General features: G+C 59.9%; 13 protein-coding genes. 11 read left to right on the top strand and 2 right to left on the bottom strand.

Going from position 1 to position 12,408, the window contains the following annotated elements; translation table 11 throughout:
- The first annotated feature begins 39 nt into the window (after positions 1-39).
- From ACUTQW_RS04585 to ydfG, 9 genes are all read left to right on the top strand, one after another.
- On the top strand, positions 40-1,290 hold the full coding sequence (locus ACUTQW_RS04585) for an extracellular solute-binding protein (RefSeq protein ID WP_004944048.1): 1,251 nt from the start codon (positions 40-42) through the stop codon (positions 1,288-1,290).
- Between the two features lie 9 nt (positions 1,291-1,299).
- A complete protein-coding gene (locus ACUTQW_RS04580) occupies positions 1,300-2,208 on the top strand; it encodes a carbohydrate ABC transporter permease (protein WP_006325049.1) in 909 nt (302 codons plus the stop codon).
- Positions 2,198-3,037: a carbohydrate ABC transporter permease gene (locus ACUTQW_RS04575; protein WP_006325048.1), complete on the top strand. Its 840-nt coding sequence runs from the start codon at positions 2,198-2,200 to the stop codon at positions 3,035-3,037. Before ACUTQW_RS04580 ends, ACUTQW_RS04575 begins: the two co-directional genes overlap by 11 nt.
- 21 nt (positions 3,038-3,058) lie before the next feature.
- Complete coding sequence (locus ACUTQW_RS04570) at positions 3,059-4,012, top strand: carbohydrate kinase family protein (protein WP_004944038.1); 954 nt, start codon at positions 3,059-3,061, stop codon at positions 4,010-4,012.
- Positions 4,012-5,091, top strand: a complete 1,080-nt coding sequence (locus ACUTQW_RS04565; protein WP_020438972.1) for an ABC transporter ATP-binding protein — start codon at positions 4,012-4,014, stop codon at positions 5,089-5,091. The genes ACUTQW_RS04570 and ACUTQW_RS04565 overlap by 1 nt, the downstream gene beginning before the upstream one ends.
- 221 nt (positions 5,092-5,312) lie before the next feature.
- Positions 5,313-6,767 carry an MFS transporter gene (locus tag ACUTQW_RS04560; protein ID WP_020438971.1) on the top strand — a complete coding sequence of 485 codons (1,455 nt, stop codon included), beginning with the start codon at positions 5,313-5,315 and terminating at the stop codon, positions 6,765-6,767.
- A gap of 3 nt (positions 6,768-6,770) precedes the next feature.
- A complete protein-coding gene (locus ACUTQW_RS04555) occupies positions 6,771-7,829 on the top strand; it encodes an aldo/keto reductase (RefSeq protein ID WP_020438970.1) in 1,059 nt (352 codons plus the stop codon).
- Positions 7,830-7,927: 98 nt separating this feature from the next.
- Positions 7,928-8,449 (top strand): GNAT family N-acetyltransferase, encoded by a 522-nt coding sequence (locus ACUTQW_RS04550; protein WP_006325029.1) that lies wholly within the window; start codon positions 7,928-7,930, stop codon positions 8,447-8,449.
- 198 nt (positions 8,450-8,647) lie between these two features.
- Positions 8,648-9,397 (top strand): bifunctional NADP-dependent 3-hydroxy acid dehydrogenase/3-hydroxypropionate dehydrogenase YdfG, encoded by a 750-nt coding sequence (gene ydfG, locus ACUTQW_RS04545; protein ID WP_006325026.1) that lies wholly within the window; start codon positions 8,648-8,650, stop codon positions 9,395-9,397.
- Positions 9,398-9,416: 19 nt separating this feature from the next.
- Here ydfG and ACUTQW_RS04540 read toward each other — a convergent pair whose 3' ends face one another.
- Complete coding sequence (locus ACUTQW_RS04540) at positions 9,417-9,746, bottom strand: YnfA family protein (RefSeq protein WP_004944027.1); 330 nt, start codon at positions 9,744-9,746, stop codon at positions 9,417-9,419.
- A 149-nt stretch (positions 9,747-9,895) separates the two neighbouring features.
- Here ACUTQW_RS04540 and ACUTQW_RS04535 point away from each other — a divergent pair, with 149 nt between their 5' ends.
- Entirely contained in the window at positions 9,896-10,264 is a 369-nt protein-coding gene (locus ACUTQW_RS04535; protein WP_020438969.1) for a DUF1283 family protein, read from the top strand.
- A gap of 89 nt (positions 10,265-10,353) precedes the next feature.
- Positions 10,354-10,653, top strand: a complete 300-nt coding sequence (locus ACUTQW_RS04530) for a DUF1161 domain-containing protein (RefSeq protein ID WP_013812766.1) — start codon at positions 10,354-10,356, stop codon at positions 10,651-10,653.
- A gap of 36 nt (positions 10,654-10,689) precedes the next feature.
- Here the strand turns inward: ACUTQW_RS04530 and ACUTQW_RS04525 are convergent, their stop codons facing one another.
- Positions 10,690-12,177 carry an MDR family MFS transporter gene (locus ACUTQW_RS04525; protein WP_004944017.1) on the bottom strand — a complete coding sequence of 496 codons (1,488 nt, stop codon included), beginning with the start codon at positions 12,175-12,177 and terminating at the stop codon, positions 10,690-10,692.
- Positions 12,178-12,408: the final 231 nt, after the last annotated feature.

Below are 12,408 nucleotides of genomic sequence, written 5' to 3'. Positions count from 1 at the left end.
AATTGATTTAAGAATCTTTTTAACACCGGAGAACGCACCATGAAAAGCCCTATCCGCGCCGCTAAGGCCGCCTGTACCCTGTCTGCCCTGGCGTTTTGCATCTCAAGCGCCTTTGCCGCCCCTACGCAAATCAACGCGCTGTTTATGACCCAGGCGGCTTATAGCGAAAACGACATTCGCGCCATGACCGCCGATTTCACCCAACAGCACCCGGATATCACCGTTAACCTCGAGTTCGTCCCTTACGAAGCGCTGCACGATAAAATCGTCGCGGCGCGCGGCGCAGGCAGCAACGGCTACGACGTGGTGCTGTTCGACGCCATCTGGCCGGCCGAATTCGTCAAGTTCGGCCTGCTGCAGGATGTCACCTCGCGCATCAGCGCCGACGACAGCGGCAAGATTTTCGACGGCGCCATGACCACCGTCACTTACAAAGACAAGCGCTGGGGAATGCCGTGGATCCTCGATACCAAATACCTGTATTACAACAAAGCCATGCTGGCCAAGGCCGGCATCGGCGCCCCGCCGAAAACCTGGCAGGAACTGGCGCAGCAGGCGGAAATCCTGAAACAGAAAAACGTGGTCAAATACCCTCTGGTGTGGAGCTGGTCACAGGCCGAGGCGCTGGTTTGCGATTACACCACGCTGGTGTCCGCCTTCAAGGGGCAATTCTTCCAACAGGGGAAAATCAACTTCTCCACCCCAGCATCATTACAGGCCGCCGGCTACATGAAAGACACGCTGGACAAGGGGCTGACCAACCCGAACTCGCGCGAATATCTGGAAGAGGACGTGCGCAAAGCCTTCTCTAATGGCGACGCCGCCTTCGCGCTCAACTGGACCTATATGTACAACATGGCCAACGATCCGAAGCAGAGCAAAGTGGCCGGCGATGTCGGCATCGTGCCGGCTCCGGGATCGGTTGAGGGCCAGGTTTCCGCCGTCAACGGCTCGATGGGCCTCGGCATCGCCAAGGCCAGCGCCCACCCGGACCAGGCCTGGCAGTACATCAGCTACATGACCTCCCAGCCGGTACAGGATAAGTACGCCAAACTGAGCCTGCCGATCTGGAAATCTTCCTACGACGATCCGGCGGTGCAGAAAGACCAGCAACCCTTGATCGCCGCCGCCAAACAATCGTTGAACGTGATGCTGTCGCGCCCTGAAACTGCCGATTACTCACGGCTTTCCAACGGATTGCAGCAAGATTTGCAGCAGATCCTGCAAGGCAAGGTGACGCCGCAAGCGGGCCTGGATGCGGCTACCAAAAGCGCGGCACGGCTGCGTTAAGGGATGACGATGCTCACTTTGCCCCAACGTGAGCGGCGTCAGGCATGGGTGCTGCTGGCACCCATGCTGCTGATGATGCTGCTGTTAACCGCCTGGCCGCTGGGCCGCACCCTGTGGCTGAGCTTTACCGACGCGGCGCTGGTCGGTGACGGCGTAACGCCTGCCTGGGTCGGCGTCGATAACTTTCTGTATGCCCTGACCGACCCGGATTTCCAGGCCACGCTGTGGCGCACGCTCTATTTCACCGTGGTTTCGGTGGCGTTCGAAGGGGTGATTGGCGTGTTGGTGGCGCTGCTGCTCAACCAGCAATTCCACGGCCGCAACCTGCTGCGGGTACTGGTGATTTTGCCCTGGGCGCTGCCCACCATCGTCAACGCGACAATGTGGCGGCTGAACTTCAATCCGGATTACGGCAGCATCAATGCGCTGCTGACTCAGCTTGGGGTCATCGACCATTACCGCAGTTGGCTGGGCGATCCCGCCTCGGCGTTGAACGCGGTGATGCTGGCGGATATCTGGAAAAACTACCCGCTGATCACCCTATTGACGCTGGCGGCACTGCAATCCATCCCGGAGGATTTGTACGAGGCGGCCCGACTGGACGGCGCTTCCGCCTGGCGGCGATTCCGTGCCATCACCCTGCCCGCCATTCTGGCCCCGCTGGCGGTGGCGCTGGTGTTACGCACCATCGACGCCTTCAAGGTGTTCGACATCATTTACGTGATGACCCGCGGCGGGCCGATGGACAGCACCAAGACCCTCAGCTTTTTCGTTTATCAGGAATCGTTCAGCTATCTGCGTGCCGGCAGCGGCGCCGCCTACGCAGTGCTGATGACCCTGCTGTGCGGTTTGCTGATCGCACTCTACATGCTGATGCTGTTCCGCCAACGCCGAAGGAGCCTCGCCGATGAAGCGTAAAATCCGCCTGATACTACGCTATGGCGCCGCGCTGCTATTGGCGCTGTCGATCCTCGCGCCGATGCTGTGGCTGTTTTTGATGAGCGTCAGTTCCTCCGCCGATCTGACCCGCGTGCCGCTGGAATGGCTGCCGCGCCGCTGGGACTTTTCACGCTACGGCAGCTTGCTGTCGTTACAGGCCGGCCAGCCTGGGGCACTGTTCCTGCACGCGCTGTTCAATAGCCTGCTGGTGGCCTGCGGCGCCACGCTGATTTCGCTGCTGCTGGCGATCCCGGCGGCGTTCAGCTTCTCACGCTATCCGGGCCGCGACGGCTGGCTGTTCGCCAGTCTGGCGATTTATATGGTGCCGCCGGTCGCCTTCGTGCTGCCGCTGTACTTTATTCTGCAACAGCTGGCGCTGCTGAACACCCATATCGGCCTGGTGCTGGTCTACTGCTCGCTGATCCTGCCGTTCCTCACCTGGATGCTGAAGAATCAGTTCGACGCCTTGCCGATCGATATCGAACAGGCGGCGCGGCTGGATGGGCTGCGTCAGTGGCAGGTGCTGCTGCGCATCACGTTGCCGCTGGCGAAACCGGCGCTCGGGGCCTCGGCGTTGTTCGGCTGGTTGCTGGCCTGGGACGAATTTTTCTACGCGCTGCTGTTTACCAGCAACATTCAGGCCCAGACGCTGCCGGTGACTATCGCCGGTTTCACCGCGGGACGCGCCACCGATGACGGATTGATCGCCGCCGTCGGCATGTTGGCCGCCATACCGCCACTCTTTATTGCCATTTGGCTGCAAAAAACGCTGGTCAGCGGGTTAACCAGCGGCGGCAGCAAGGGCTGACTTAAAAGGGAAAGAATTCACATGATGAATACCAACACCAAACCCACCCTGTACGTGGTCGGCAATATCAACGTCGACGTGATCATGAGCACCCTGCACCAGTGGCCGCAGAAAGGCACCGAGGCGATGCTGGATCACAGCGAACTGCGCCCCGGCGGCTCGGCCGGCAACTGCGCGCTGGCGTTGGCGGCGCTGGAGACGCCTTACCGGCTGGTGGCCAATCAGGGCAACGACTATTTCAGCCCCTGGCTGGCGCAGCTGTTCCCGGAAAGCTCGCTGTACTGGCCGACCTACAGCTGTGAAACCTCGCTGACCTTCGGCGTGACGCACCCCGACAACGAACGCACCTTTTTCAGCAATCAAGGGCACATCACCCGCCTGAGCCAGGATGACGTGCTGCACCAGATCCCGCTGTTCGCCGGCAACGGCGACACCGTGCTGTTATGCGGCACCTTCCTGTGCACCACTTTGCTGGCGGATTACCCGGCGCTGCTGCAAACGCTGCGCCAACGCGGCTACCGCATTGCGGTGGACACCGGCTGGCCGCCGCAGGGCTGGAGCGACGCGCTGCGCGGGCAGATCGCCGACTGGTTGCCGTTCTGCGACATTCTGCTGCTGAATGAAGTGGAAACCTGCGGCATGGCAGGCCATGAAGATCTGTACACCGCCGCTCGCACCCTGAACCGCCAGCAACCGACCGACGCCGCCTGTGTGGTCAAGTGCGGGCCGGACGGCGCGCGCATGTGGTGCGGCGAACGGCTGTTGCAAGCTGCGGCGCACCCGATCAAGGTGGTCGATACCATCGGCGCCGGCGACAGTTTCAACGCCGGGTTCCTGACCGCCTGCCTGCACGGCCATTCGGCCACGGTGGCGCTGCGCTGGGGCATTCGCGCCGCCAGCCACGCCATCAGCAGTTCGCCGCGTCAATACCTGGACTGGAACACCCTGAAAACCTGCGCCGGAGAGATGATCTGATGGCAAGCGTAGAACTGGTGAAAGTCGCCAAATATTATGGCAAACAGCGGGTATTGAATCCGCTGGATCTGATCATTCCCGACGGCAGCTTTACCGTGCTGGTCGGTCCCTCCGGCTGCGGTAAATCTACATTGCTGCGCTTGCTGGCCGGGCTGGATACGCTATCCGATGGCGCTATCCTGCTGGATAAACAGAAAATTAACGATCTGGACCCCGCCGATCGCGATATCGCCATGGTGTTTCAGAGCTATGCGCTCTATCCGCACCTGACAGTGGCGGAAAACATGGCGTTTCACATGCAGGTCATGAAGGTCAGCAAAAGCGAGCAGCAGACCAAAGTGCAGCAGGCAGCGCGCATTCTGGCGATCGATCACCTGTTGCAGCGCTATCCGAAAGAGCTGTCCGGCGGCCAGCGCCAGCGGGTGGCGATGGGGCGAGCCATGGTGCGCAATCCGAAGGTCTTTTTGTTCGATGAACCCTTGTCCAACCTCGACGCCCAGTTGCGCATGGAGCTGCGCGCCGAGATAAAATCGCTGCATCAGCAATTCAAAACCACCACGGTGTACGTCACCCACGACCAGATCGAGGCCATGACGCTGGCCGATCAAATCGTGGTGATGAAAGACGGCAATATCGTGCAACAGGGCCGGCCGCTGGAGATCTACGACGCGCCCGCCAACACCTTTGTGGCGCGCTTTATCGGTTCGCCGCCCATGAACCTGTTGGACGGCATCGTCACGCCGCGCGGCGATCGCCCCGGCGTAACCTGCGGTGAACTTTGGCTGCCGCTGCCCGATAAGTGGCGGCAAGCAATTCCGGGCAGTAACGTGATCCTCGGGCTGCGTCCGCACGATTTTCTGCAGGTGGAGGTCAGCGAACAACCGCCCGCCCAGCTTCGGCTGATGGAGATCACCGGTGACGTCAGTCTGTTGCACCTGACCTGGGGCGGTTACCGGTTGCATGTGCAGTTCAGCGGCCGCATCAATGCAGAAAGCGGCCAGCCGCTGTGGCTGGCGCCCAACATCGACGCGATCCACCTGTTCGACGCCGCCAGCGGCCAGCGGTTAAGCGAAAATTAAGTGTTGATTACCCATGACTTCGGCCCGAAAAAACCGGGCTGAAACCGGCTGTCCCCCTCTGAGAGCGCAGAATGCTGCGCTCGCTAATCATCGCCTGCTTAACCGCTGTTTAACCTGTGTACGATGCGCTATGCTCGAAAACTCGTCCGGATTACATTTTTTGAAACGGGGTTTCTTGTTATGCCTGCATTCCATCTGTGCGTCACCTGGCGCACTGTGCCATGAGCTGGTTTTCACGCGCCAGCGCGCTGCCGTTGCTGGTGGCCGGCGCCTTTTTTATGGAAAACCTCGACGGTACGGTGATTGTCACCGCCATGCCGCAGATGGCGGCCGCTTTCGGCGTGCGGGCGGTGGATATGAACATCGGCATTTCCGCCTATATTCTGACGCTGACGGTGTTTATTCCCGCCAGCGGCTGGATCGCCAACCGCTTTGGCGCGCGCAATATCTTTGCCGCCGCGGTAGTGATTTTTACCCTGGCCTCGGTGCTGTGTGCCGCCAGCGTTAACCTGCCCACCTTTACCGCTGCCCGCATTCTGCAAGGCTTTGGCGGCGCGCTGATGGTGCCGGTCGGCCGGTTGGTGGTGCTGCGCAATACCGCCAAACCGGATCTGATAAAAGCCATCGCCACCATTACCTGGCCGGGGCTGGTGGCGCCCATTCTTGGCCCGCCGGTCGGGGGTTTTATTACTACCTACGCGTCATGGCACTGGATTTTTCTGCTCAACGTGCCGCTGGGCGTCGCCGCGCTGTGGTTGGCCTGGCGGTTGATCCCGCAAGAAGCGCCGCACAAAGGCGTGCCCTTTGACGCCATCGGCTTCATGCTGACCGGCATCGCCTGCTTCGGCCTGATGTTCGGCCTGGACCTGATCAACCACCCGCAGCTCTCCTGGCTGGTGCCGGTACTGTGCATCCTCGGCAGCCTGGCGCTGGGCGCGCTGGCGGTGCGCCACGCCAAACGCACCGCGCACCCGTTGATCGATCTGTGGGCAATGCGAATAAAAAGTTACGCCGTCACTATTTGGGGTGGCGCCTTGTTCCGCATCGCCATTGGCGCCGTGCCCTTCTTGCTGCCGCTGCTGTTCCAGATCGGCTTTGGTCTCAACGCCTTCGACGCCGGGTTATTGGTGTTGGCGGTGTTTGCCGGGAATCTGGCGATGAAGCCTTTTACCTCTGCCGTGCTCTATCGTTTCCGTTTTCGCACCACGCTGGTAGTCAATGGGCTGCTGAACGCCGCCACCATTTTTGCCTGCGCGTTGCTGACGCCGCAAACCCCAACCTGGCTGATTGTGGCATTGCTGTTCGTCAGCGGGTTGACGCGTTCCATGCAGTTCACCGCGCTGAATACGCTGGCATTTTCCGAAGTGCCGCAGCCGCAGATGGGCGGCGCCAATACCCTGTTCACCGTATCGCAGCAACTGGGCAGCGGCCTGGGCATCGCCATCGGTGCGCTGGCGCTGCGGGTGGCGGAAATGCTGATACCGCCGTCGGCCGGTCGACTGCCGCTGGTCGATTTCCAGTTGGCGTTTGGGGCTATCGGCGTTATCGCCCTGTTGGCGGTGGCAGACAGTCTGACGTTGAATCCCGATGCCGGCAGCGAAGTCCGCCGGAAAAAATCCCCTTCGTCGGCACCGGCTGGCGCTGATGAATCCGTGGCAACCAAGGCAAGGAGTTAAACGATGCAATACCGTCAGCTTGGCCATTCCGGCCTGAAAGTTTCGGCGCTGAGTCTCGGCACCATGACCTTTGGCGGCGCAGGCAAATTCGCCAAAACCGGCGATACCGGCGTTGACGAAGCCCGCAGCCAGATAGACCGCTGTATCGACGCCGGCATCAACCTGTTCGATACCGCCGATGTCTATTCCGCCGGCAAGGCGGAAGAGATCCTGGGCCAGGCTCTGGGCAAAAAACGCCAGCAGGTCCTGGTCGCCAGCAAGGCCCGCTTCCCCATGGGCGCCGGCCCGAACGACGCGGGGCTGTCTCGCCATCATTTGATCCGCGCCTGCGAAGCCAGTCTGCGGCGGTTGAACACCGACTATCTCGACTTGTATCAACTGCATGAATGGGACGGCCTGACGCCGGTTGACGAGACCCTGCACGCGCTGGAGCATTTGGTCAGCAGCGGCAAGGTGCGTTACGTCGGCGTGTCCAATTTTTCCGGCTGGCACCTGATGAAACACCTGGGTGCCGCCGAACGCCTGGGTCTGGTGCGCCCGGTCAGCCAGCAGATTCATTACACGCTGCAGGCCCGCGAGGCAGAGTATGAACTGCTGCCGATCGCAGCGGATCAGGGCGTCGGCGTCCTGGTGTGGAGCCCGCTGGCCGGCGGTCTGCTTTCCGGTAAATACCGCCGCAATCAGCCCGCGCCGGAAGGCACTCGTCACCTGGCCAACTGGGGCGAGCCACCGGTTCGCGACGAGGAACGGCTGTACGATATCGTCGACGTGCTGGTGGATATCGCCCGGTCGCACGGCGTGTCCGCGGCTCAAGTCTCCCTGGCCTGGCTGCTGGCGCGGCCTACCATCACCTCGGTGGTGATCGGTGCGCGCAACGACACCCAACTGCAGGACAACCTGCAAGCGGCCAATCTGAACCTGAATGAGGAGGACCTTCAGCGGCTGGAGGAAGTGAGCCGCCCGCCACTGATTTATCCTTATTGGCACCAGGCCGCCACCGCGCCGGACCGTCTGTCGGCGGCCGACCTGCTGCTGTTGGCACCGCACCTGCCGAAAAAATAAGTCGCATCTGCCGCTAATCAACGTAATATCGATGATCCGCCCCGTTTTGACGGGCGCGGATTTTTTGCCGTTTTGGCCTGAAAAGCGAGGTAATAAGAATGATTCACAGTGACCTTTCTCAGTGCCGCCTTAACACCGACCGGTTGTTGATTGCTCCATTTACCGCAGCAGACGCCGACGAGGTTTACCAGGCGATTACCCCTACGCTGACGCGCTTTATGAATTTTGAACCGGAGGAGTCGCCGGAGGCCTTCGCCAACGTCTGGGAAGCCTGGTTACCGCTGATCCGTGAAGGCGAGGAAGTGATTTTTGTTGCCCGTCTGCGCGACGGTAAAAAGTTTGTCGGCATGGGTGGCGCACACGATCTGCACAGCCAAACGCCGGAACTGGGTATTTGGGTGAAAGAGACTCAGCAGGGCCACGGCTATGGCCGCGAAATTGTCCACGCCATGGCGGTCTGGGCCAGTGAGCGTTACCGGCCGCAGCACTTTGTCTACCCGGTGGCCGAGCAAAACGTCCCCAGCCGACGTATCGCTGAATCCCTCGGCGGCGTGGCAGCCGGCCGGCGCGAAAACACCAAATACGACTGCGTGGTCTACCACGTCCCGCCACAGCTTTAAGCGTTTTGCCGGGCCGGCCCCTTGATCATCGTTTAGCGGCCCGGCCCTTATCCTTTCGTCATTAACCGACCGAAAACCGCCCGTTTTCCGGCATCGATGACTGTTTTTTACTGCTCACGCAGATAACCGCTGCCACTTGATGTGGGATTATGCTAATCCTAATAGCATGTAGGGTATAAACACTTGAGGAACAGTCACATGATCATTTTTGTCACGGGCGCCACATCAGGTTTTGGCGAGGCTATCACACGACGTTTTATCCGCGAAGGCCACCAGGTGATTGCCACCGGGCGTCGCGTTGAACGTCTGGAAGAGTTGAAAGACGAACTGGGTGACGCGCTGCATATCGTCCGCCTGGACGTACGCAACCGCGCCGCTATTCAGCAGGTGATCGACGAATTGCCTGCAACGCTGCGCCAAATCGACGTGCTGGTGAATAACGCCGGCCTGGCGTTGGGGCTGGAGCCGGCGCACAGAGCAGACGCCGACGACTGGGATACCATGATCGATACCAACACCAAAGGCCTGGTCAATATGACCCGCGCCCTGCTGCCGGCGATGGTTGAACGCAATATCGGCCATGTGATCAACATCGGCTCCGTCGCCGCCAACTGGCCCTATGCCGGCGGCAACGTTTACGGCGCGACCAAGGCTTTCGTCAAACAGTTCAGCCTGGGTCTGCGGGCCGATCTGCACGGCACGCGCATCCGCGTCACCGACATTGAGCCTGGCCTGGTGGGCGGTACCGAGTTCTCCAACGTGCGCTTCAAAGGCGACGATGGCAAAGTTGACAAGATCTACGACGGCGCCAATGCGCTAACGCCGGAAGATATCGCCGAGTCGGTGTTCTGGGTTGCGACCCTGCCGGCCCACGTCAATATCAATACGCTGGAAATCATGCCGGTCAGCCAGTCCTTCGCCGGGTTGAACATCCACCGCGAGTCCTGATTTTTCCCGTGCCGCCGGGTTATCCGGCGGCACGCCAGCCTGAAACGATAATCAACATCCCCGCCAGCGCCACCCCGGCGCCCAGCCAATCCAACGCCGACAGCTTAACCCCGTCCACCACCCGCAACCACAGCAGCGCCGTTGCCACATAAACACCGCCATAAGCCGCATAGACTCGCCCGCTGGCGGCCGGGTGCAGCGTCAACAGCCAGACAAACAACATCAAACTGGCCGCCGCCGGCAACAATAACCAAACGCCGGCGTTTTTTTTCAGCCACAGGTAAGGCAAGAAGCAGCCTATAATTTCGGCTAACGCGGTGGCGAAAAATAGCAGGGTAGTCTTTAACATGGGTAACGATTTTCTCTCTATAAAGTAAACGAAGCGGTGCTTGGCTGGTGCAGCATCAAAGCTCGGTGGTATATTTATTGCCACGCCTGCGGGCGAGATTAAGCCAGTGTTACCTTCTCCCGGCAACACTAACTCATAAGGATGAAACGATGAAAACACTTTCTACTCCACGACTGCTGCGCGGGATGCTGCCGGTCGCCATGCTGATGTTGATGGGTGCCTGGCAGGCTCCGGCGTTGGCTGCCACCTGCACTCAGGGCAGCACCTGCGTCACTGTCGATGGCAGCAACAGCGGTGCCATGAGCACCGAAGCGGCACGCCAGAGCAAAGAACAGTTTAACGACACAAAATCCCTGCGCCATAAGGTCAACACCCGTGTGGAGAAAGAGTTCGACAAGGTAGACAAGGCGATTGATAACGAAGACCGCTGCGACGACAGCCTGAACGTTAACGCCTATTGGGAACCGAACACCCGCAAGTGTCTGGATCGCCAGACCGGTCGTCAGATTAATCCTTAATCACGCCGCAGCAAGCGGCGAACGTTAACCTCCGCCGCCATTGCTGCTATTGTGACAAAGGAAGCTCATGCTCAAATAAGGACGAATTGATGAAAAAAGCGCTTATCCTGGGTGCACTGCTGCTAACCGCAGCCCCCTTGGCAGCCTTGGCTTCATGCGAAAGCGTGAAGGCGGACATTTCACAGAAAATTGTCAAAAACGGCGTACCGGAATCCGGTTTCAAACTGGACATCGTGCCCAATGACCAGGCTCAACAGGCTGGCGGACTGGTCGTGGGTCACTGCGAAAACGACACCCAGAAAATTGTCTATACCCGCCTGAGCAACGGCGACGACAACGGTGACGCGGCGCAGACCGGCACCAGCCAGGACACCAAAACCGCACAATAACTGCAGCTCAGGGCGCAACCGCGCCCTTTCCTTTTTTTACGCCTGTTCCGCCTCTTCACCCTCGCCTTGCGGCCTATGCCGTGCGGGAATCAACATCGCCGCCGCCAGCGCCAGCAACGAAATCAGTGCGGAAACCAAAAACACCCAATGCAACGAAGCGGCCACCTGCTGAATGATATCGGCCAGCTTTTCCGGCGTCATTGCGCCCCGCACCGCCGGCTCCATCAGTTGCTGCACCGGATCGGCCGTCTGCGGCAGACGATGCTGCAAATTCAGATTCAACGTAGCCCCCAGAATAGCGGTGCCGATGGCCGATCCCATCATCCGGGTGAATACCGTACAGGCGGTAGCTATGCCGCGAATGCTGTGATGCGCGGCGTTTTGCACTGAAACCAGAAACGTGGTGTTGCACAGCCCCATGCCGGCACCCACCATAAAGGCCGCCAACCGCCCCCACAACAGACCGCCGTTCGGCTGCAGCAGCAGTAAGATCAACCCGCCTGCGACCAGCAACAGCGCCCCCAGCAACGCGGTGGTACGGTAAGACGTCATCAACATCAGCCGCCCGCTCAGGGTGCTGGCCAGCGGCCATCCGATCGACATCAGCGCCAGCGTGGTTCCGGCTTCCAGCGGCGTTCCGCCCATCACGCCCTGAATAAAGGTCGGCAGAAAAGCGCTGATCCCCATCATCGCCGCACCGATCACCACCCCGCCAATATTGCCGGCCACAATCACCCGGCTTTGCCATAATGCCAGCGGGAACAGCGGCTCTGGCGCACGGCGTTCCTGGCGGATCAGCAGCATCAGCGAAACCGCCGCCAGCGACAACAGCGGCAATACCCACCACCCCAGACTTTCCGCCTGCAGCAGCGACATCAGCAGCGCCGCGACAAACAGCGTCAGCCACGCCGTGCCCGCCAGATCCAGCGCGTGTTTACGCACCTGTTTACTGGAAGGCAAATAGCGGCCAAGGAAAAACATCGCCAGCAGGCCGATTGGCAAGTTGACCCAGAACACCAGCGCCCAAGGCAAATGCTGGACGATAAACGCCCCCAGCAGCGGACCGATGATTGCCGACACGCCCCACACGCTGGACAGATAGCCCATGACCTTCGGCCGCTCGGTCGCACTGTAGATATCGCCGATAATGGTGGTTGCAATCGGCATAATCGCCCCGGCCCCCAGCCCCTGCAACAGCCGAAAACCAATCAGCCAGTACATGTTGGGCGAAAAACCGCACAACACCGAACCCAGTAAAAACAGCGATGCGCCAAAGAAAAATACCCGCTTGCGGCCCAGCAGATCCGCCAGCCGGCCATAGATCGGAATGGTGATGGCCTGCGCCAGCAAATAGACCGCAAAGACCCAGCCCAGCAGCGAGAAACCGCCGAGATCGCCGATGATGGTCGGCATCGCCGTGGCGACAATGGTCGCCTCGATGGCTGACATAAACATGGCCAGCATGCAGGCGATCAGAATCAGCGGGCGATGAGCGAGGGGTGCAGATGAGTCGTTATTTGTCATGGCGTTGTTTGGCTCTGGATTTTTATTGTCATCAAATTATACCCGCCGGGTTAAACGCTGCCGTAAGCTGTGTCTACTTCCCTGTTTTCAATGGCGAAAAACGCATCATTTGAACATTTGGTGACAACGTAACCGTAAATCAACGGGATTTATCGTTTCGCCGTTGAAACCACGATCCCAGCGGCGAATCTAAAAAGATTCTCTGGCCTTCGGCCGGACCGGCAAGCACAA

Source organism: Serratia sp. TSA_7, assembly GCF_052692135.1.
The sequence above is the reverse complement of the archived record's forward strand: the minus strand, read 5'-3'. Positions and strand labels throughout refer to the sequence as shown.

Coding starts and splice junctions, on each gene's coding strand:
- ACUTQW_RS04540 (WP_004944027.1), bottom strand. CDS start 9,746: ATGTTAAAGACTACCCTGCTATTTTTCGCCACCGCGTTAGCCGAAATT.
- ACUTQW_RS04565 (WP_020438972.1), top strand. CDS start 4,012: ATGGCAAGCGTAGAACTGGTGAAAGTCGCCAAATATTATGGCAAACAG.
- ACUTQW_RS04585 (WP_004944048.1), top strand. CDS start 40: ATGAAAAGCCCTATCCGCGCCGCTAAGGCCGCCTGTACCCTGTCTGCC.
- ACUTQW_RS04555 (WP_020438970.1), top strand. CDS start 6,771: ATGCAATACCGTCAGCTTGGCCATTCCGGCCTGAAAGTTTCGGCGCTG.
- ACUTQW_RS04550 (WP_006325029.1), top strand. CDS start 7,928: ATGATTCACAGTGACCTTTCTCAGTGCCGCCTTAACACCGACCGGTTG.
- ydfG (WP_006325026.1), top strand. CDS start 8,648: ATGATCATTTTTGTCACGGGCGCCACATCAGGTTTTGGCGAGGCTATC.
- ACUTQW_RS04570 (WP_004944038.1), top strand. CDS start 3,059: ATGATGAATACCAACACCAAACCCACCCTGTACGTGGTCGGCAATATC.
- ACUTQW_RS04530 (WP_013812766.1), top strand. CDS start 10,354: ATGAAAAAAGCGCTTATCCTGGGTGCACTGCTGCTAACCGCAGCCCCC.
- ACUTQW_RS04580 (WP_006325049.1), top strand. CDS start 1,300: ATGCTCACTTTGCCCCAACGTGAGCGGCGTCAGGCATGGGTGCTGCTG.
- ACUTQW_RS04575 (WP_006325048.1), top strand. CDS start 2,198: ATGAAGCGTAAAATCCGCCTGATACTACGCTATGGCGCCGCGCTGCTA.
- ACUTQW_RS04525 (WP_004944017.1), bottom strand. CDS start 12,177: ATGACAAATAACGACTCATCTGCACCCCTCGCTCATCGCCCGCTGATT.
- ACUTQW_RS04535 (WP_020438969.1), top strand. CDS start 9,896: ATGAAAACACTTTCTACTCCACGACTGCTGCGCGGGATGCTGCCGGTC.
- ACUTQW_RS04560 (WP_020438971.1), top strand. CDS start 5,313: ATGAGCTGGTTTTCACGCGCCAGCGCGCTGCCGTTGCTGGTGGCCGGC.